The sequence below is a fragment of the Arthrobacter woluwensis genome (genome assembly GCF_900105345.1).
GTDB lineage: Bacteria > Actinomycetota > Actinomycetes > Actinomycetales > Micrococcaceae > Arthrobacter_E > Arthrobacter_E woluwensis.
On the sequence record NZ_FNSN01000003.1, the window covers coordinates 526,987 to 545,552 of the forward strand.

The following is an 18,566-nucleotide window of genomic DNA, read 5'->3' on the forward strand; positions in this document are numbered from 1 at the left end:
ACCTCGGATCCAGAGTTCACCCTCCCGTTCCGTGGACGTTCCGCGCTCGTCGCCCGGCGTCCCTAGGCTGGCGCTGTGGCCGAGCAGAACGGGGTGCGACGGTACCTCGCCCTGGGGGACTCCTTCACCGAGGGCGTGGGGGACCGCCATCCCCTGATGCCCAACGGGGTGCGGGGCTGGGCGGACCGGGTCGCGGAGCGCCTGGCGAAGGCGGAGCCGGGGTGGGAGTACGCCAATCTGGCGATCCGCAGCAAGCGCCTCCGCCACATCATCGACGAGCAGCTCGAGCCCGCGCTCGCCATGAAGCCCACGCTCATGTCGCTCTATGCGGGCGGCAACGACATCCTCGACGTCGGCACCGACATGGACCGTCTCATGGAGGAGTACCGGGGGCTCGTGGCGTCCCTGGCGTCCACGGGCGCGAAACTCATCCTCTTCACGGGCTACGACGTCAAAGTCTCCGCCCTCCTGGAGCCCCTCAAGAAGCGCAACACCTTCTACAACGAACGCGTCCGGGAGATCGCCGCCGAGCACGATGCGGTCCTCGTCGACTACTGGTGCTTCGACGCCTACAGCGACCCGCGCATGTGGGACACGGACCGGCTGCACATGTCCAAGGCCGGCCACAAGTACCTGGCCGCCCGCGTCCTGGAGCAGCTCGGCGTCCCGCACCGTATCAAGGAGAAGGACTGGGAACCGCCCACACCGCGCGGCTTCCGGGAGTGGGAGGCCGCTCAGCGCCGCTGGGTGCATGACTGGGTGCTGCCGCTGTTCGGGCGGAAGCTGCGCGGGGTGACCCTGGGGGACACCCTCGAACCGCGCTGGCCGGAACCCGTGAAGGTCCCCCGGAAGGGCGGCCTGCGGAAACTCGCGGAACGCCGCCTGCTGGACGCCGCAGAGAACGGGGGGCGCCCATGATCGTCGACCTGAGCGGCCGGCTGCGCTTCGTCGCGCTGGGGGATTCGTTCACCGAAGGCGTCGGTGACCCGGCGCCGGATCTTCCCCACGGCTGCCGGGGCTGGGCGGATCGCGTGGCCCAGGAGCTCGCCCGCTTCAATCCCGGCACGGAGTACGCGAATCTGGCGATCCGGGGGCGGCGTCTCGACAGGATCGTCGAGGAGCAGGTCGACGCGGCACTCGCCCTCCGCCCCACGCTGGTCAGCTTCTATGCCGGCGGGAACGACTTGCTCATGGCCCGGCTCGACCTCACGTCCCTGCTCGACCGGCTGGAACGGGCCGTGCGGATGCTGCGGGAGTCGGGCACGCAGGTGCTCCTGTTCACGGGCTACAACGTGCCGCTGTCGCCGCTGCTGGAACCGCTCAAGCTCCGCAATGCCGCGTACAACACGCGGGTCCGGCGCATCGCGCGTGAGCTCGACTGCCCCTTGGTGGATTACTGGTGCTTCGAGCGGTTCCAGGACCGGGCGCTGTGGGCTCCTGACCGTCTCCACATGTCCGCGGAGGGTCACCGCTACATGGCGGCCAAAGTCCTGGAGGTGCTGGGGGTTCCGCGCCTGACCGCGGAGGGGGATGCGGCGCCGTCGTCGGGGGCTGAGGCGAAAGCGACCCTGGCGCGCCGCATGAAAGACGACGCCGCGTGGCTGCGGCGTGATTTCGCGCCCTGGCTCGGGCGCAAGGTGCGGGGAGTGTCCAGCGGCGATGCGCTCGGCCCCCGCTGGCCGGTGCCCGGCCCGGTGGATCCCGTGACGGGGCTAGTCGGTTTCCGGCGGGAGGAGCGCCTCGTACCCTTCGGCGACCCGGTTGGGCACGAACTCCTCGATGTCGAACTCGGCCACGCCGTTGATGTTGAAGGGGTCGCGTTCCACGGCGGCGCGGACCTCGTCCAGGCCCGCCGTGGACAGCAGGATGCCGCCGGTGCGGGGCGATTTGCGGCCGGACGCCACGAACAGCCCGCGTGAGTAGCACTCGTCCAGCCACTCGAGGTGGGCCGGGATGTGGAACTCCACCACGTCGAGCGGGACTTTATAGCTGAGGGACACCACGATCATGCTTCCAGGGTAAGGGCCCCGTGGCCCCGCCGGACAGAGTGCCGACGGGGCCACGTCATACGCCTTCGCGCGGCCGCTCGTCAGCCGTCGATGCTGGTCACCTCGTTGGGGACGTGCTCCAGCCGGGTGCTCCCGGTGACCTTGCGGGTGCCGAGGTCCACGGTGTGCAGGGTGCGCTTTCCGGGCTCGGTCACGTAGGCGGTGCCGCCGCGGACGTGGAGCGTCGGGCGGGGGTCCTGCCAGGTCTCCGATTCGGTCCAGGCGCCGACCACGGGGATCGTCGCGGAGATCTTCCCGGTCGCCGGGTCGATCACGCGCAGGCCGCCGTCGGTGCCGAGCACGAGCGCTTCACCGGCGGGTCCGCGGCCGAGGGAACGGAACGAGTAGCTGGTCCCCAGCTCGACCAGCCGCAGGGTGGCCGTCCTGGTGTCCACGAGGGAGACGCGGGTGGGGCGTTCGAGGGTCGCGTCACGGTCCACCTTGTAATCGCCGAGGATCACTGGAGACTTCTCCGATCCGGCCTGGTTTCCCAGGCGGCCGTAGGAGTCCGGGCTGTCGACCTTGGTGATCTTGCCGTCCCGGTAGATCAGCATGCCGTCCTGGCAGCCGACCACCACGGCCTCCTGCGCTGCGACGGCTTCGCCATGCACGCCGGGGCAGTCGTCGTTCTTCAGCAGTTCGGGGCGGTTCTGGCTGCTGCCGCCCTTCGGAGCGGGCCCGAGCACGGAGATGCCGCTGCGAGTCTTCTCGTCGCCGCGGGTCACCAGGAGCTTCCCGTCGGACAGCTCGACCGCCACGCCGTGATGCGGGTGCGGGGTGGTGTAGACGGACGTGGCGGGCAGGCCGGTCTTCAGCGCTTCCGTGAGGGTCTTCGGGTCGAAGGACTCGACCTTGCCGGAGCCGTCGCTGAACAGGACCGTCCGTCCGGCGTGCCGCACGACGTGCCCGGCGTGGTCGGCGGCGAACGCGTGGTCGGTCAGGCGCGGGGCGGTCGTGTAGTGGTGCGAGTGGTCGCCGTGGGGCTCCGCCCAGGCCCCGGCGTCGAACACCCGGAAGGCGTCCCCGGTCGAGACGAGCACGTGGCGGCCGTCCCCGGCGGGGTTGAGACGGAGGAAGCCGTCGAGTTCGGCGCCGCCCACAGGCTTGAGCGTCTTCGCGTCGAGGACCGTGAGGCCGCCGTCGTGGCTCAGGACGAGCCGCGGGGTCGGCCCGGCCGCCTCGCGCGGTGTCGCGCTCGCGGGCGCGGTGCCTGTCGGGGAGGGCTCAGCGGCGGGCGCCGGGGTGCCGCAGCCGGTGAGCAGCAGCCCGACGACGGCGGCCGGCGCGGTGAGTGCGAACCACGGCTTGGCGCGGCGCGAGTCCGGGCGGGGGTGGGCAGGGGCGTGTTTCAGGAGGGTGCGGATCATTCGTTAAATGGTAATGATTCTCATTATCAGTTCAATTCGATCGTGGTTCGTGACGTGGCGGCACGCGGGAGCCGTCCGCGCTCAGCCACAGAAGATGCCTCGTGCCCTGAACTGTTCCCCCGGTTCCCATGAGCCGAGAGTCTAGCCGCCGCTCCCGCGCACTCCGCCGGGCACCGCGGAATCCGGCCCTGACCTCGCTCGTCAGTGCACATAGAATCTCCCTATGAAGGATGTACGGTGGCTCTCGCCGGCTGAGCGGCGGGCCTGGCTGGCGGTGGTGAGCGTGAGCACGCTCCTGCCTGCGGCGCTGGACACGGACCTCAACACCCGGGGCCGTCTCTCCCTGTTCGACTACAACGTCCTGGCCATGCTCTCCGAGGCTGACGGGCGGTACCTGGCCATGAGCGAGCTGGCCGCCCGGACGTCCGCGTCGCTCTCCCGCCTCTCGCATGTCGTCACCAAGCTCCAGGGCCGCGGCTGGGTCCAGCGGGAGTCGCATCCCGAGGACGCCCGGGTCACCGTGGCGCATCTGACGGACGAGGGTTTCCAGACCTTGACCCGGCTCGCCCCGGAGCACGTCGAGGTGGTGCGGGAGCTGGTGTTCGACGCTCTCGACGAGCAGGATGTGGAGGACCTGGCCCGCGTCGGCGAGCGGATCGTGGAACGCCTCAACTGCGACCACTGGATCCTCCGCGAGGGCCGTGAACTCCAGGAAGGCCGCTGAAAGAAGGACCATGACCGACTTCACCACCCGCTATGTGGCACTGGGCGACTCCTTCACGGAAGGGGTCGGTGACGTCGACCCCACCCGCCCGAACGGCGTGCGCGGCTGGGCGGACCGGTTCGCCGCGCTGCTCGCCCAGGACGCGGGCGACGACGGCGGGGTCGGCTACGCGAACCTGGCGATCCGCGGGCGCAAGATGCGCGGGATCCTGGCCGAGCAGATCGAGCCCGCGCTCGCGCTGAAACCCACGCTCGTGAGCATCTACGCCGGCGCCAACGACATCCTCCGGCCCAAGATTGACATCGACGCGCTCCTGGCCGAGTACGCGCGGGCCGTCGCGCGTCTCCGTGAAACCGGTGCGCAGGTGCTGCTCTTCACCGGCTTCGACGCGCGGTCCTCCAAGGTGTTCGGGGCCATGCGCGGCCGGACGGCGATCTACAACGAACTGGTCCGGGGCATCGCCGAGGACCACGACGCGATCGTGGTGGACTACTGGCGCTTCGCCGAATACAACGACTGGCGCCTCTGGGGCGTCGACCGGATGCACATGTCCACCCTGGGACACCAGAACATGGCCGAGCGGGTGTTCCATCGCCTGCGCGGGATCCAGACGCCTGGCGCGGAGCCGGGGCCGTTCACCCCGCCGCTCCTGCCGGCGGCGCCCGTGGTCCCGCGGGCCGAGGCGTTCAAGGCCAACGCGGCGTGGACGCGCGACGAGGCCGTGCCCTGGGTCAAGCGTCGTCTGACAGGGACCTCCTCCGGGGATTCGCTGAGCCCCCGCTACCCCCACCTGGTGGACCCGCGCAGTCTGGGCGACTGAGCCGGGACCGCGCCGGCCTGCCGGTCGCGGCGGTGGCGGCGCCCGCCGTCGTCGTGCGGGCGGAACACGCTGATTGGCCTTAATTGACGCGGCCCCGTAGACTTGATAGGCGCTCAGTTGTGTGAAGTGTGCCTGATTGCTCCGGCTTGCAGCGGACCTCGCGGTCAAGCTCGCCGGTAGTTAGGGGCTCAAGTCAGCCATTTCTGTTTCCCGTGCTCATCCTTTCAGGGGTGAGGTGCGTGGACGCGACGGCGGCGCCCGGGATGGAAAACCCTCCCGGTATCACTGACATCGAGGAGTCGATCATGGCAGCACACTGCCAGGTGACTGGGGCCGAGCCGGGCTTCGGGCACAGCATTTCGCACTCGCACCGCCGCAACAAGCGTCGGTTCGACCCGAACATCCAGAAGAAGCGCTACTGGGTTCCGTCCCTGCGCCGTAACGTGACCCTGCAGGTTTCTGCCAAGGGCATCAAGGTCATCGACCAGCGCGGTATCGACGCTGTTGTCGCCGAGATTCTGGCTCGTGGGGTGAAGCTCTAATGGCAAAGAAGGACAAGGACGTACGTCCGATCATCAAGCTGAAGTCCACCGCGGGCACCGGCTACACCTACGTGACGCGCAAGAACCGTCGTAACGACCCGGACCGCCTGGTCCTGAAGAAGTACGACCCGGTTGTGCGCCAGCACGTCGAATTCCGAGAGGAGCGCTAAACATGGCGAAGAAGTCCAAGATTGCTCGTAACGAGCAGCGCAAGGTCATCGTTGAGCGCTACGCTGCCAAGCGCCTCGAGCTCAAGAAGACCCTGGTCGACCCGAACGCGACCGACGAGGCACGCGAGGAGGCCCGCCTGGGTCTGCAGAAGCTGCCCCGCAACGCTTCCCCCGTCCGCGTCCGCAACCGCGACGCCATCGATGGCCGCCCCCGTGGCACCTTCCAGAAGTTCGGCATCTCCCGTGTCCGCTTCCGCGACATGGCCCACAAGGGCGAGCTGCCGGGCATCACCAAGTCTTCCTGGTAGGACAGTGACCCTCTGAGGGTCGCTTCCACCTGAGACTGAAGGGCCGGTCATCCGCAGGGATGGCCGGCCCTTCGCGTACCCGGGTGCAGGGCCACCGCGCCTGGGCTCCGGCCGGGCGCGCGAAAGGCCCCCGCTTGAGGAGCGGGGGCCTTCGGAAACGAGGGGCTGACGGGAATCGAACCCGCGTCACCTGCTTGGGAAGCAGGTGCTCTACCATTGAGCTACAGCCCCGCGGCCAGGGCCAAGCCGTGGCAGCACGCCTCAGCTTAGCGCAGCCCGGCGTCGGGTGCGAATCCTGTCCGGGTGCCAGATCCTGGCTCGCGGGAAGCCGCTCAGCGGAAGATGTTGAGGGATCCCCAGCCCTGCCCCACGGTGCGGGCCGGCAGCCACTGGCCGCTGCGGAAACCGTAGTACACCAGGCCGCCGTCGGGCTTGCGGGCCATCACGCCGCGCGAACCCGGTCCGGCGAAACCGTAGTCCGCCACGAGGGCCGTGAAGCCCTGCCAACCGCTGCCCACCGTGACGGCGGACGTGAAGGACGCGGCCCCCGTTCCTCCGTAGAGCCGCATGGTCCCGGTGGACATGCGGGCCAGGAGGTCGGTCCTGCCGTCGCCGTTGAAGTCGGTGAGCGTCAGGAGTGCGCCCTTCCAGCCGGTGCCGATCCTCTGCCCGGCTGACGGCGCACCACCCGAGGTGTTGGCGTAATAGGAGAGGACCCCCGCACTGTCGTACGCCAGGATGCCTGGCCGCTGCCCGGTCTTCAGCCGGCCCGTGACGAGCGTCCGGCCCGCCCAGCCCCTGCTGATCTCCTGACCGCTTGAGAAGCCTCCGCCCGTGGCGCCCCGGTAGAGGAGGAGCCGCCCGTCGTTGGTCTGGGCGAGGATGTCGTAGACCCCATCGCCCGTCCAGTCCACCAGATGTCCGGAACGGAATCCGGACCAGCCGCTCCCCACCACCCCTACGGCGGAGAGGTTGCTGGCAGCCCCCCGGTACAGCCGCAGGTTCCCTGAGCCGTCCACGGCCAGGAGATCCCCGCCGCTCTTCACCGAGGCGGAGCGTGCCGGGTTGCCGGCGAAGTACTGCTCGAGGGTCGGGATCGAGCGGGCGCGCATGTCCGAGGCGACATCCACGCCCACATAGCGCAGGTGCCAGGGCTCGTAGGCGTAGCCGGTGGTGCCGGTGTACCCGTTCGGGTATCGCACGATGAAGCCGAAGCGCCACGCGTTGGCCGCGACCCACTGGCCCTCCGGCGTGCTGCCGAAGCAGGTGCTGAGGCCGCAGTTGTAGGTGTTGCCGACGTCGACGGCCAGGCCCGTCTGGTGCTCGCTGTAGCCGGGGCGGGCGGAGATCGTGCTGGCATATGCCTCGCCGTACTGGCTGACGTAGTAGTTGTACGTGCTCACCTGGGTCTGATAGCTCCGGAACGCGCTGACGACGGTCAGGGGCTTGCCCGCGGCGCCGGCCGCGGTGAAGAGGCTGTTCAGCGCCGTGGCGGCCTCACGCCGGAGGGAATAGCCCGTGCCGCGGAAGTTCACCAGATCGGACGGGTAGTACTGCGCCGGGTTGAGCGGGCGCTGCTTGTTGACGAGCACCGCGATGCTGGACGCGGACGGCGAGGGGTCCACCGAGGGGAGCGGATTCCCGGCGGCGTGGGCCGGCGTCGTGAATCCCAGAGCCAGGGCGGCGGCTGCGGCGGCAGCGGCCACCAGGCGCAGTCCGCGCCGCGTGCGGGAACCCGGTGATGTGGACACGTGAACGGTTTCGGACATGAGCAACCCCCTGTGCAGTCAGGCTCATCATCCCCTTGATTTCCGGCGGGTGGAAGAGGCGCGACGCGGGAGTTCTTCGTGACAAGGGATAACCATTCGGTAAAACCTGCCCCGAAGTCCTGGTTGTACCTGCAAGTGAAACGTATTCTTTTTTGTGCCTTGATCGGGGGATACGGGCTGTTGACGACTCTCGAGGAAGGACTATGGCAGTGGTGCATGCGTCGCATGATGTGCTCATCCGTTGTGATGCGCTCTCTGTCTTCAGCTTCCTCGCGGACGGCGCGAACAACCCCCGCTGGCGGGAGGGTCTGCGTTCCGTGATCCTGCGCAGCGGATCGCCGGGTGCCGTGGGCGCCGTCTACCAGCAGTCGTATGAGCACAGCTCGGCCAGCAGCATCCCCGGCACGTACCGGATCACCGCCTCCCGCAGCGGCGCCGAGCTGGAGTTCGCCGTGCTGTACGGGCCGGTGGGCACGCGCGGCGGGTACTACCTGAGCACCGAGGGTGACTCCACCCGCGTGCGGTACGCCCTCGATTTCACCCCGCGGGGCTTCCGCCGCTTCTACTGGCGCGATTCGCAGCGCATCCTCGAGCAGGAGGTCCGCCAGCTGGAACGTCTCAAAGAAGTCCTCGAGACGCCTCTGGAGCGCGTGGCCTGAGCCCGGTGCGGTATTTTTGAGACTGTGCTGATCTCTGACCGCGACATCCGATCCGAACTGGCCGCAGGGCGCATCGCTCTGGACCCCTTCGAGCCCTCCATGGTGCAGCCCTCCAGCGTCGATGTCCGGCTGGACCGGTTCTTCCGCCTCTTCGACAACCACAAATACGCCCACATCGATCCGGCGCAGGAGCAGCCCGAGCTGACCCGCCTGGTCGAGGTGGACGGCGACGAACCCTTCATCCTGCACCCCGGTGAGTTCGTGCTCGGCTCCACCTACGAGACGGTGACGCTTCCGAACGACATCGCGGCCCGCCTCGAAGGCAAGTCCTCCCTGGGCCGCCTCGGCCTGCTGACGCACTCGACCGCCGGGTTCATCGACCCCGGGTTCTCCGGCCACGTCACCCTGGAGCTCTCCAACGTCGCGACGCTGCCCATCAAGCTGTGGCCCGGCATGAAGATCGGTCAGCTCTGCTTCTTCCAGCTCACCTCGGCCGCCGAGCATCCGTACGGTTCCCGTGAGTACGGCAACCGGTACCAGGGTCAGCGCGGGCCCACCGCCTCCCGCAGCCACCTGAACTTCCACCGGACGGACATCTGAGGGTGCCCGGTGCTCTGACGCTGCTGGACGGCGGCATGGGCCGGGAGCTGGCACGACGGGGCGCGCCCTTCCGGCAGCCCGAGTGGTCCGCGCTTGCCCTCATGGAGGCGCCGGAGCACGTCCAGGCCGTCCACGAGGACTTCATCGGCGCCGGCGCGCGGGTCATCACCACCGACAGTTACGCCCTGGTCCCCTTCCACCTGGGTGAGGACATCTTCGCGGCCCAGGCTCGGACGCTGGCCGACCGTGCGGGGCGTCTGGCGCGTGCTGCGGCCGACGACGCCGGCTCCGCGGGCGTGCGCGTCGCGGGCTCCCTGCCGCCGCTGTTCGGCTCCTACCGCCCCGATCTCTTCGACGCCGAGCGTGCGCCGGAGGTGCTGGCTCCCCTGGTGGCGGGCCTGTCCGGGCATGTGGACCTGTGGCTGGCCGAGACCCAGGGGTCCCTCGCCGAAGTCCGTGCCGTGAAGGCCGGTCTTCCCGACGACGGCCTCCCCTTCTGGATCTCCTTCACCCTCCGAGATGAGCAGGAGGACGGTCCGGCCGCACTGCGGTCCGGGGAAAGCGTGGCCGAGGCTGCCGAGACGGCCGTCACCCTGGGAGCTGCGGCGCTGCTGTTCAACTGCAGCCGGCCGGAGGTCATGGGGGCGGCACTCGCGGAGGCGGGCGCCGTCGTCGGGCGGCTGGGGGCGGAGCTGGAGCTCGGCGTGTACGCGAACGCCTTCCCGCCGCAGCCCGAGGACGCGACGGCGAACGACGGCCTCGACGAGCTCCGTGAGGACCTCGGCCCGGCCGGGTACCTGAGCTGGGCGGAGCGCTGGCGCGAGCAGGGCGCGGCGATCATCGGTGGATGCTGCGGGATCGGCCCGGAGCACCTCGAGGTCCTGCGGGAACGGCTGAGCTGAGTCGACCGGGCGCCGCGGGTGATCCGCCCGGGCTCCTGCCTACTCCTCGATCTCCGCGCCGACCGCCCGGAGGTAGCGACGGAAGGTCAGTGCCGGGTCCTCGGCGCGGGCCGCGAGGTATCCGTCGAAGTCGGTCTGCTGCCGGAGGCTCGTGCCCTGCAGCATCCTGAGGGCCTGGCCACGTTCGGTCTCGCGGATCGCGGCGGCGGTCTCGGCCACTTCCGCGGCGCGGTCGAGCGGGACGAACAGGACGCCGTCGTCGTCGCCCAGGACGACGTCGTCAGCCGTGACCACGTGGTCGCCGATCCGCGCCCAGTCCATGGCGTCCGGGGTCCGCGGATCGAGGCGCTGCGGCCCAGCCGGCAGCGCACCGAGGCTGAACACGGGCAACTGGATGGCCCGGAGCTCCGACGTGTCGCGGTGCAGGCCCCAGATGACCACGCCGGCCAGCCCCGCCTGGCTGGCTTCGAGGGCGACCAGGTCGCCGACGCACGCCTCGTCCGCGCGGCCGCCGTTGTCCACGACCAGGACGTCGCCGCGTTCGGCGCCGTTGATCACTTCGAGGAAGATGTCGGCGCTGCCGAAGTGCTGCACCGGCCGGGCGCGGCCGACGACGGCGGCCCCCTCCCAGGGCGCTGTCGTGCCGACGGGGGCGCAGCGTACCTCGACGCCGAGACGCAGGCACGCGTCGGCGACGTGCGGGGTGCTGAGGTCCTGATACGCCTGTCGCAGCTGCTCGCTGTCCATGCCGGGGGCTCCTTCATGATTCCGGGATCCTTCGTGTGGCGGGCCGCCCGTGAGGGATGCCGGCACGGCGCCACGGAGCCAGTCTCGCGGAAAGTGGCCTCGAAAGATGTAGCCAGTTGGAATCACTGGCCACGGGCCGGGCGACCCTCCGTTGTGTGCTCAGTTGTTGTGGGTTCCAGGGCGGAACACCCGCAACAACTGAGCACGCAACGAGAGCTCACACTGTCGCTGCCGCTCGCCCCCGGCGTCGCGCCTCCGTCAGGCGCCCTGGCCCTGCAGAGCCAGGAGCGTCAGCTTCTCCTCGGAGCGCGGCCTGGCTCCCAGGGTGCTGCCGCCGCTGACGTCGAGGGTGGTCCCGGTGGTCCGTGATGCCCGGTCGGACAGCAGGAACAGCACGGCCTCGGCCACCACGGACGGGTCCGCCACATCGCCCTGCACCGCGAACGTCGACATGTGGGCGCGCGCCTCGGGGATGCTGAACAGCTCGTGCCCGTTGTCGGTGAACCCGGGGATCACCGCGTTGATGCGGACGCCGCGTTCCGCGAGTGATTCGGCCGCGTGGAACGCCATGGATTCGAGCGCGGCCTTGCCCATCGCGTACACGATGTCGTCGGGGCAGGAGAAGTGCACGCCCGCGGAGGACACGTTGACGATGGCGCCGCCCGGCGGCATCCGGAGCGAAAGCCTCTGCGCCAGGAAGAAGGGGGCGCGCACGTTCACGGCCATGTAGGCGTCGAACTGCTCGTGCGTGGCGCTGCTCAGGGACGGTCCGAGGAGCATCGCCGCGTTGTTGACGAGGGCCTTGAGCTCGCCGCCGGTGCTGCTGAGCGCATCCTCGACGGCTGCGTCCACGGCGTCGACGGCCTCGGGCGCTCCCAGGTCGCAGGACACCGTGGTGCAGTGGGCTCCGAGCTCATCGAGGGAGAGCTTCAGCTGCTCGGCCCTCTCGTGCTGCGAGTTGTACTGTGCCACGATGTCGTAGCCCTCGCGGGCCAGCAGGCGGCAGATGTCGCGGCCGATTCCTCCGGTCGCCCCGGTGACGACGGCCAGGGGGCGGGTCGAGTGCGTCATGATGTCCCTTTCAGATGCCGGTGAGGTGCTCTGGTCTCAGCACGAGGCGCGAAAACATGCCGGTTGCCCCGTTTGCTCATCCTAGCGAGGAGCGGGGACCGGCCGGCCCTGGACGGTTGTGTGCTCAGTTGTTGCGGGTTGTGGACGGAAAGACCCACAACAACTGAGCACACAAGGCGACGGAGCCCACAAGGCCGGGCACGCTCTACGCCGTCAGCCGATCCAGTTCCTCGCGGTCGCCGATCAGGCGCACCGCGTGGATGACGCCGTCGCGGAGCTGGAACGTGAAGGCCACCTGGACCACGCCGCGGTGCTGCCACACGAGCCCGGGTTCGCCGCCGAGCATCGCGAAGCGTGCGGCCTTGGCCTTGCCGTTGAAGAAACCGGACACCTCGTCCCGTCCGAGTTTGAGGGCCGGGGAGCCCATCGCCGCGGCGGCCGCATCCGAGGTCATGACGACGTCGGGATCCAGCAGTCTGACCAGGGCGGCCAGGTCGCCGCCCTTCGCCGCCGTCATGAACGCCTCGACCACCGCCCGGGGCGCCCGCGCGCCGTCCGCTTCCTCCGCCGTCGGGCTTTCGGGCGCGGCGTCCGACGACGCCGACGGCTCCGGTCCCGCCTGGCCGCGCACCCGGCGCCGGGCCCGGCTGGCCAGCTGTCGCGCGGCCGCGGCGGACCGTCCGGTGGCCGCGGCGACCTCCTCGAACGGTGCGCCGAAGAGGTCGTGGAGCACGAAGGCCACCCGTTCGGCCGGGCTCAGCGTGTCCAGGACGACCAGGAGCGCCACGCTCAGCGAGTCGTCCAGTTGCGCCTGTTCCTCCGGTCCGGGCGTGACCTCGTCGAGCTGTCCGGCGAGCGTCTCCGCCAGCGCCTCGTGCCGTGCGTGGGAGCGGAGGGCGTCGAGGCAGATGCGGCTCACCACGGTGGTGAGCCAGGCGGGGAGGTTGTCGACGTCGTCGTCCAGCCGGGCGAGCCGGAACCAGGCCTCCTGGACGGCGTCCTCGGCGCCGAGCGGGCCGGACGGTCCGAGGATCCTCTGGGCGATGCCCAGCAGACGGGGGCGCTCCTGGTCGAAGCGGGTGGCGAGTTCGAGCTCGGATTCCATGTTCTCCATGCCTCTTCGACGTCCGGCGGGCGCTTGATGTGACGCGTCGCCCTGGCCATGTCACATCTTCGAACGCCCAGACGTCAAGAGGGTGAATGCGGGAAGTGCCCGTATCGATCCTGAAGGAGAATCCCATGCGCTACGCCAAGAGCATGTTCTACGTCGACAACGCCAAGGACGCCGCCGAGTTCTTCGGCGCCGCCTTCGGACTGCAGACCCAGGTCTACGGCGAGGGCTACGCCGAAGTCGCCGCAGGTGACACCAAGCTCGCCTTCGGCACCCTGGAGGCCGCCGGCAACCACCTGCCCGGGCAGCCGCTCGAGGTCGCCGATCCCGCCCGCGTCACGGGCGTGCTCAGCTTCGTCGCCGACGACGTCGACGCCGCCTACCAGCAGGCCGTCACCGCGGGCGCCGAATCGCTCGTGGAGCCCACCGACCGCGAATGGGGCCAGCGGGCCGCCTTCGTCCGCGCGCCCGGCGGCCTCGTCCTGGAGATCGGCAACTTCGCCTGAAGCGAGGCTCCGCCGTTCACGGTGTCCCCTGGTTCCGCAGCGCGGAGACCAGGGGACACCGGCGTTTCTTGGCCCGGAACGTCGTCGGCTTGCGCGGGTTCTCTATCGTGGAAGGCAGAACCGATCCGGACCCCGGGGCGCACCGCCCCGGCATCGCGCAGGGAGAACCGCACATGAGCACCGCCCGACTTGGACTCCGGCGCATGAAGCCCCGCGACCCCTTCGAGACGTTCCGCGCCGCGAGCCCTCTGGAACTGTTCTTCGACCTGGTGTTCGTGGTAGCGGTGTCGATGATCTCGGCCCAGCTGCACCACTTCTATGCGGAGAACCACGTGGGAGAGGGGATCGTGGCCTTCCTCCTGGTGTTCTTCGGCATCTGGTGGGCGTGGATGAACTTCACCTGGTTCGCCACCTCGTTCGACACGGATGACTGGCTCTACCGGATCCTGACGATCATCCAGATGGCCGGCGCCCTGGTCCTGGCCGGCGGCGTCGGGGCGGCGATGTCCGAGGGCGACTTCACCGTCGCGACCCTGGGGTACCTCGTGATGCGGGTTCCGCTGGTCTGCCAATGGCTCCGCGCGGCGGCGTCCAGCCCGGAACTCAGGGTCACCGCACTGCGCTACGCCGGCGGGGTCGCGGTGGTCCAGGTGCTGTGGCTGCTCAGGCTTCTGCTGCCGGCGGAGGTCGGGATCTGGGGCTTCCTGGTCCTCGTGCTGGCCGAGGTCTCAGTGCCCGTCTGGGCCGAGACCGCGCGGAAGACGCCCTGGCATCCCAGCCACATCGCGGAGCGGTACGGCTGTTTCACCCTGATCGTGCTCGGCGAGTCGATCCTGGCGTCCACCGGCGCGATCGTCGACGCCGCGGCGGCACAGGAGCATCTCGGCGCCCTGCTGCCGATCGCCGCGTGCGGTCTGGTCCTCGCCGCGGGGATGTGGTGGATCTACTTCTCCCGGGAGCACCACGAGCACTTCGGTTCGCTGCGGAACGCGCTGACCTTCGGCTACGGCCACTACCTGGTGTTCGCCGCCGCGGCCTCGTTCTCGGCGGGTATCGAAGTGGCGATCGACTTCGCGGACGGCCACGCCGAACTGGGCCGGGTGGCCGCCGCCGCCACGCTCACCGTGCCGATCGCGCTCTTCGTGCTCACCACCTGGTTCATCACGCTGCGGAAGTCGCTTCCGCGCCCCACCAGCCTGCTCTTCCTGGTGCTGACCGTGCTCCTGGCGGCCTGTGCGTTCGTGCCCGGGGAGAACACCCTCGGCTCGATGGCGGCCGCCGCCGTCGTCATGATCCTGCTGGTGGTGCTGCTGGAGCTGCCGGCCACGCTCGCGGCGTCGGAGCGGATCGAGGAACTCGAGGAGGCGGAGGGCGCAGGCGCCTGACCGTTCCGCGGGGCGGGCGCTGAGCCGGACGGCCTACGCCTCGATGTCGTCCAGCCGCGCGATCACGACCTCCAGCATCCGGGCCAGTTCCTTCATCTCCGGGCTGCTGAGGTCCTGAAGCACGTCCGTCTCCACGACGCTCGACCCCTTGATCGCGAGGTTGAAGAGCTGACGGCCCTCCTCGGTGAGGCTCACGAACACGCGGGTGCGGTTGCCGGGGTCCTGCGTGCGTTCGACCAGCCCGCGCAGCGCGAGCTTGTCCAGGCGATGCGTCATCGACGACGGCGCGACGTTGCTCAGGTCGGCCAGCTGACTCGGCGTGAGGGGCTCCTTCGCCTTCACCAGCGCGGTGACCACGCCCCATTCGCCGGCGGTGACGTCCAGGTCGGCCAGCTGACGGGCGTACCACTGATCCAGCTTCCGGTTGAGGGACTGCACGGCGGTGATGACCCGCTGCACGGTCTCCTCGCCACCGGCCGCGACATAGGCCGCGACGCTCCGGCGGTGTTCTTCCTGGGCACTGGGCTTGCGAGGGGGCATTCAGGGATTCTCTCACGAACTTCGATGTGGTAATATTTCGATATCGAAATATTCGAAGTCGAATAAATGTGGCCGCGCTCACTCCGGAGGGAATGAGGGCGGCTCGTCCTGTTGACCACAAAGTCTGTTAAGCGCAGAGCCTGTTGAGCACAGAGCAATTCGACGCCACACGTCCTTCAGCGGACATCGTTCCTTCATCAGACCCAAGGGGGTGCACTCATGCGCGCGAAGCTTTTGATCCTCGCGTCCGCCATCGGTTCTCTCGGCTGGGGAGCCGTTCTTCCCTATCAGTACGCCTATGCCGCGGAAACGCGTGGCTGGGGCGCCCTGGTGGCCGCCGCGGCCGCCTCCTTGTTCTCTCTCGGAGCGCTCTTCGCCTCGCCGGTCGCCGGAAGGCTCGCGGACCGCTTCAACCCGGTCCTGGTCGCCGTGCTGGCGCAGCTGGTCGGCGCGGTGGCGGTCGGTTCCCTCATGTTCGTCCAGGAGCCGGCCACCTTCCTGCTGGGGATGCTGGTGTTCGGCCTCGGCCTCTCCGGCGCGGTCCCCGCGAAGCAGGTGCTCGCGCTCGAGTGGTCCTCGAGCGCCGACCGCCGCAAGGTCTTCGCCTACAAGTTCACGGGTGAGTCCCTCGGCATGGCCGCGGGCGCGTTCCTGGCCGGCCTGGTGGTCGACCTCGGCCGCGCCGACGGCCTGACCGTCGGCTTCCTCATGGCCGCCGGAGGCTTCGTGATCTCCTCGGCGATCATCGCCCTGGCCGGGGGCCTCGGCCGCGGCGCCGCCCCGGTGCTCGACGGCGTCGCCTCCACCACTGATCAGGCGCTCGACGACGGCGGCCGCCGCCGTGGCGCCCTGCGGCTCATCTTCGCGGATCCCGCCATGCGCTGGACCGCCGTCGTGACGATCGCCCTCGCCCTCGGGTTCTACGCCCAGTTCGAGTCCGGCCTGCCCGCCTACGCGCTCACGGTGCTGAACGCCGAGCCGTCCGTGATCGGAACCGCTGCGGCCGTGAACTGCCTGGTGATCGTGGCGCTGCAGCTCGTCGTCGTGAAGCTGACGGCCAAGCGGCCCGCCGCGACCCTGCTCATGGCGGTCGGCTCGGTCTGGCTGGTGTCCTGGCTGCTGCTCTCGGTGGCGCAGTTCATGCCCGGGATCGCGTCGGCGCTGTTCGTCATGACCTACGGGATCTTCGCCGTGGGGGAGACGGTCTACAGCCCGGTGCTGAACCCGCTCACGGCCTCGCTGGCGCCCGCCGGCATGGTCGGCCAGACCCTCGGCGTGGTCGCGGCGCTGCAGACGGCGTTCTCCGCGGCCGGTCCGCTGATCGCGGGCGTGCTGCTGGGCGCGGGCCTCGGGGATGCGTTCCTGATCATGCACCTGGTCATCAGCGTGGTGGCGATCTTCGCGGCCTGGCGCATCCGCCAGGTGCTCGCGGCACGGGCGCGGGCCGGAATCCCGGTGCGGTCGGACGAGGCGCTCGCCGCCTGACGCCGACTCGCCGCAGCGATCCGACGGTGGCCGGAACCGGACCTCAGGCCGAGGTTCCGGCTCCGGCCACCGGTGCTTTGCGGGGTTTGATGAAGGGTTTGACCCAGCTTTCGATGAACCGGGCGATCAGCGGCCCGAGCACCGCCATGATGAGCACGTAGGAGGAGGCGAGGGCTGCCATCTGGCCCGGCACCGCGCCGGAGGCGACGGCCAGGCCCGCGATGACGATGGAGAACTCGCCACGGGCCACGAGCGCCGCGCCGGCGCGCACACGACCCGGCTTGCCGATCCCGGCCCGTCCTGCGGCCCACCAGCCCGTGAGCATCTTGGTGGCCGTGGTCGCGACGGCCAGGAGCAGCGCCCAGCCGAGGACCGGCGGGATGGACGTCGCGTCGGTGCTGAGGCCGAAGGCCACGAAGAAGATGGCGGCGAAGAGGTCCCTCAGCGGTTCGAGCATCCGGGTGGCGTTGTGCGCCGTCGCGCCGGAGATGGCGATGCCCAGCATGAACGCGCCGACGGCGGCGGACACCTGGAGCGCCGAGGCGAGGCCTGCCACCAGGAGGGCCGCGCCGAGCACCGTCAGCAGGAAGACCTCGGCGTTCTCGCTGTGCACGATCGCCGAGACGCGCTGCCCGTGCTTCATCGCGACCAGGAGCACCACCGTGATGACCGCCAGCGCGATGGCCACCGCCTGCAGGCCGCCGAAGAAGCCCACGCCGGCCAGCGTGGCCGTCAGGATGGGGAGGTAGACGGCCATGGCCAGGTCCTCGAACACCAGCACGGAGAGGACCACGGGCGTCTCGCGGTTGCCGAGCCGTCCCAGATCGGTGAGGGTCTTCGCGGCGATGCCCGACGACGAGATGTACGTGACGCCGGCCATCACGAGGGCGCCCACCGGACCCCAGCCGAGCAGGAGTGCCACGGCCGCGCCCGGGATGGCGTTCAGCACGGCGTCGAGCACACCGGCCTGCCAGGACTTCCTGAGGCCGGTGAAAAGCTCGTCCGCGGTGTACTCGAGGCCGAGCATCAGCAGCAGGAGGATCACGCCGATCTCACCCGACAGGTGACTGAACTCACGGACGCCGTCGAGCTGGATGATCCCGCCCGCGCCGAAGCCCAGGCCGCCCAGCAGGTAGAACGGGATGGGGGACATGCCCACCCGTCCGGCAAGCCGGGCCAGGAGGCCGAGTACGAAGACCACGGCCCCCAACTCGATCAGGGTCACCGCGAGTTGGTCCACCGCTATCCCTTGCGGAGTATTTCGGCGGCCTTGTCCAGGCCTTCGAGCGTCCCCACTGCCACGAGCAGGTCACCACGGTGGAGCACGACGTCGGGACCCGGCGAGGGGATCACCTCGCCTTCCCGCATGATCGCCACGATCGAGACGCCGCTGCGGGTGCGGATCGAGGCCGCTCCCATCGGGCGATCCCGGAAGGGCGAATCCTGGAGGATGGAGAACTGGCGCGTCACGATGCCCGGGACGTCCCGGTGCTCCTCCGTGAGCTGGTTGACGATGAGCTGGCCGCCCAGCAGCTGGGCGAGGGTGGTGGTCTCCTGTCCCGTGAGGGGGATGGAGGCCTGGCAAGTGTCCGGGTCGTCCCAGGTGGAGACGATGAACTCCGTGGTTCCATCACGGTGGACCACCACGCCGATCCTGCGGCCGCTGGCGGTCATGAAGTCTTTCCGCACCCCGAGTCCGGGGAGGTCGGTTTCATCCACGTGCATGGCATAAGCCTAGTCCCCGGACTCTTCTCGTGTTGCGTGCTCAGTAGTTGCGGGTCCAGACCCCAAACACCCGCAACTACTGAGCAC

Annotated in this window: 21 protein-coding genes, 1 tRNA gene and 1 pseudogene; 13 read left to right on the plus strand and 10 right to left on the minus strand. The window is 69.6% G+C overall.

What is annotated here, in order from left to right:
- The first annotated feature begins 75 nt into the window (after positions 1-75).
- Positions 76-918, plus strand: a complete 843-nt coding sequence (locus BLV63_RS03015; protein WP_066213884.1) for an SGNH/GDSL hydrolase family protein — start codon at positions 76-78, stop codon at positions 916-918.
- Positions 915-1,427, plus strand: a pseudogene (locus tag BLV63_RS03020) (SGNH/GDSL hydrolase family protein); the annotation flags it as partial. The gene BLV63_RS03015 and the pseudogene BLV63_RS03020, both read left to right, overlap by 4 nt.
- Before the next feature lie 285 nt (positions 1,428-1,712).
- On the opposite strand, the gene BLV63_RS03025 reads toward BLV63_RS03020, so the two are convergent.
- Both BLV63_RS03025 and aztD read right to left on the minus strand, forming a co-directional pair.
- Positions 1,713-2,009, minus strand: coding sequence for a YciI family protein (locus BLV63_RS03025; protein ID WP_074783968.1), 297 nt, complete (start codon positions 2,007-2,009; stop codon positions 1,713-1,715).
- Positions 2,010-2,089: 80 nt separating this feature from the next.
- Complete coding sequence (aztD, locus tag BLV63_RS03030; RefSeq protein ID WP_066213886.1) at positions 2,090-3,415, minus strand: zinc metallochaperone AztD; 1,326 nt, start codon at positions 3,413-3,415, stop codon at positions 2,090-2,092.
- Positions 3,416-3,638: 223 nt separating this feature from the next.
- Between aztD and BLV63_RS03035 the strand changes: the two genes are divergently transcribed.
- The 5 genes from BLV63_RS03035 (at position 3,639) to rpsN (ending at position 5,979) form a co-directional block, all read left to right on the plus strand.
- On the plus strand, positions 3,639-4,139 hold the full coding sequence (locus BLV63_RS03035) for a MarR family winged helix-turn-helix transcriptional regulator (RefSeq protein ID WP_066213888.1): 501 nt from the start codon (positions 3,639-3,641) through the stop codon (positions 4,137-4,139).
- 10 nt (positions 4,140-4,149) lie between these two features.
- Entirely contained in the window at positions 4,150-4,959 is an 810-nt protein-coding gene (locus tag BLV63_RS03040) for an SGNH/GDSL hydrolase family protein (RefSeq protein ID WP_066213890.1), read from the plus strand.
- Between the two features lie 305 nt (positions 4,960-5,264).
- On the plus strand, positions 5,265-5,501 hold the full coding sequence (rpmB, locus tag BLV63_RS03045) for a 50S ribosomal protein L28 (RefSeq protein WP_066214183.1): 237 nt from the start codon (positions 5,265-5,267) through the stop codon (positions 5,499-5,501).
- Positions 5,501-5,671: a 50S ribosomal protein L33 gene (rpmG, locus tag BLV63_RS03050; protein ID WP_066213893.1), complete on the plus strand. Its 171-nt coding sequence runs from the start codon at positions 5,501-5,503 to the stop codon at positions 5,669-5,671. Before rpmB ends, rpmG begins: the two co-directional genes overlap by 1 nt.
- A 2-nt stretch (positions 5,672-5,673) precedes the next feature.
- Complete coding sequence (gene rpsN / locus BLV63_RS03055; RefSeq protein WP_066213895.1) at positions 5,674-5,979, plus strand: 30S ribosomal protein S14; 306 nt, start codon at positions 5,674-5,676, stop codon at positions 5,977-5,979.
- 160 nt (positions 5,980-6,139) lie between these two features.
- Here the strand turns inward: rpsN and BLV63_RS03060 are convergent.
- A tRNA-Gly gene (locus tag BLV63_RS03060) sits at positions 6,140-6,210 on the minus strand.
- A gap of 101 nt (positions 6,211-6,311) precedes the next feature.
- Complete coding sequence (locus BLV63_RS03065) at positions 6,312-7,748, minus strand: D-alanyl-D-alanine carboxypeptidase family protein (RefSeq protein ID WP_139244630.1); 1,437 nt, start codon at positions 7,746-7,748, stop codon at positions 6,312-6,314.
- Positions 7,749-7,951: 203 nt separating this feature from the next.
- On the opposite strand from BLV63_RS03065, the gene BLV63_RS03070 reads away from it, so the two are divergent.
- From BLV63_RS03070 to BLV63_RS03080, 3 genes are read left to right on the plus strand one after another with little or no spacing between them, the layout of a single operon-like run.
- A complete protein-coding gene (locus BLV63_RS03070; protein ID WP_066213900.1) occupies positions 7,952-8,407 on the plus strand; it encodes an SRPBCC family protein in 456 nt (151 codons plus the stop codon).
- Between the two features lie 24 nt (positions 8,408-8,431).
- Entirely contained in the window at positions 8,432-9,007 is a 576-nt protein-coding gene (gene dcd, locus BLV63_RS03075; protein ID WP_066213902.1) for a dCTP deaminase, read from the plus strand.
- A gap of 2 nt (positions 9,008-9,009) precedes the next feature.
- Positions 9,010-9,909, plus strand: coding sequence for a homocysteine S-methyltransferase family protein (locus tag BLV63_RS03080; RefSeq protein WP_217640436.1), 900 nt, complete (start codon positions 9,010-9,012; stop codon positions 9,907-9,909).
- Positions 9,910-9,948: 39 nt separating this feature from the next.
- On the opposite strand, the gene BLV63_RS03085 is transcribed toward BLV63_RS03080, so the two are convergent.
- The 3 genes from BLV63_RS03085 to BLV63_RS03095 all read right to left on the minus strand — a co-directional run bounded on the left by BLV63_RS03085 (position 9,949) and on the right by BLV63_RS03095 (position 12,841).
- Positions 9,949-10,656: an RraA family protein gene (locus BLV63_RS03085; RefSeq protein WP_066213905.1), complete on the minus strand. Its 708-nt coding sequence runs from the start codon at positions 10,654-10,656 to the stop codon at positions 9,949-9,951.
- 258 nt (positions 10,657-10,914) lie between these two features.
- Positions 10,915-11,727: an SDR family NAD(P)-dependent oxidoreductase gene (locus tag BLV63_RS03090; RefSeq protein WP_066213907.1), complete on the minus strand. Its 813-nt coding sequence runs from the start codon at positions 11,725-11,727 to the stop codon at positions 10,915-10,917.
- Positions 11,728-11,932: 205 nt separating this feature from the next.
- A complete protein-coding gene (locus BLV63_RS03095) occupies positions 11,933-12,841 on the minus strand; it encodes a sigma-70 family RNA polymerase sigma factor (RefSeq protein ID WP_217640437.1) in 909 nt (302 codons plus the stop codon).
- Positions 12,842-12,966: 125 nt separating this feature from the next.
- Between BLV63_RS03095 and BLV63_RS03100 the strand changes: the two genes are divergently transcribed.
- Positions 12,967-13,344 carry a VOC family protein gene (locus BLV63_RS03100; protein ID WP_066213909.1) on the plus strand — a complete coding sequence of 126 codons (378 nt, stop codon included), beginning with the start codon at positions 12,967-12,969 and terminating at the stop codon, positions 13,342-13,344.
- A gap of 173 nt (positions 13,345-13,517) precedes the next feature.
- On the plus strand, positions 13,518-14,729 hold the full coding sequence (locus BLV63_RS03105; RefSeq protein ID WP_066213911.1) for a low temperature requirement protein A: 1,212 nt from the start codon (positions 13,518-13,520) through the stop codon (positions 14,727-14,729).
- Between the two features lie 33 nt (positions 14,730-14,762).
- Here BLV63_RS03105 and BLV63_RS03110 read toward each other — a convergent pair whose 3' ends face one another.
- On the minus strand, positions 14,763-15,269 hold the full coding sequence (locus BLV63_RS03110; protein ID WP_066213914.1) for a MarR family winged helix-turn-helix transcriptional regulator: 507 nt from the start codon (positions 15,267-15,269) through the stop codon (positions 14,763-14,765).
- A gap of 219 nt (positions 15,270-15,488) precedes the next feature.
- Between BLV63_RS03110 and BLV63_RS03115 the strand changes: the two genes are divergently transcribed.
- A complete protein-coding gene (locus BLV63_RS03115; RefSeq protein WP_066213919.1) occupies positions 15,489-16,754 on the plus strand; it encodes an MFS transporter in 1,266 nt (421 codons plus the stop codon).
- 43 nt (positions 16,755-16,797) lie between these two features.
- Here the strand turns inward: BLV63_RS03115 and BLV63_RS03120 are convergent, their stop codons facing one another.
- Both BLV63_RS03120 and BLV63_RS03125 read right to left on the minus strand, forming a co-directional pair.
- Positions 16,798-17,994, minus strand: a complete 1,197-nt coding sequence (locus BLV63_RS03120; protein WP_066213922.1) for a cation:proton antiporter — start codon at positions 17,992-17,994, stop codon at positions 16,798-16,800.
- Between the two features lie 2 nt (positions 17,995-17,996).
- Positions 17,997-18,479: a cation:proton antiporter regulatory subunit gene (locus BLV63_RS03125; RefSeq protein WP_066213925.1), complete on the minus strand. Its 483-nt coding sequence runs from the start codon at positions 18,477-18,479 to the stop codon at positions 17,997-17,999.
- Positions 18,480-18,566 lie beyond the last annotated feature (87 nt).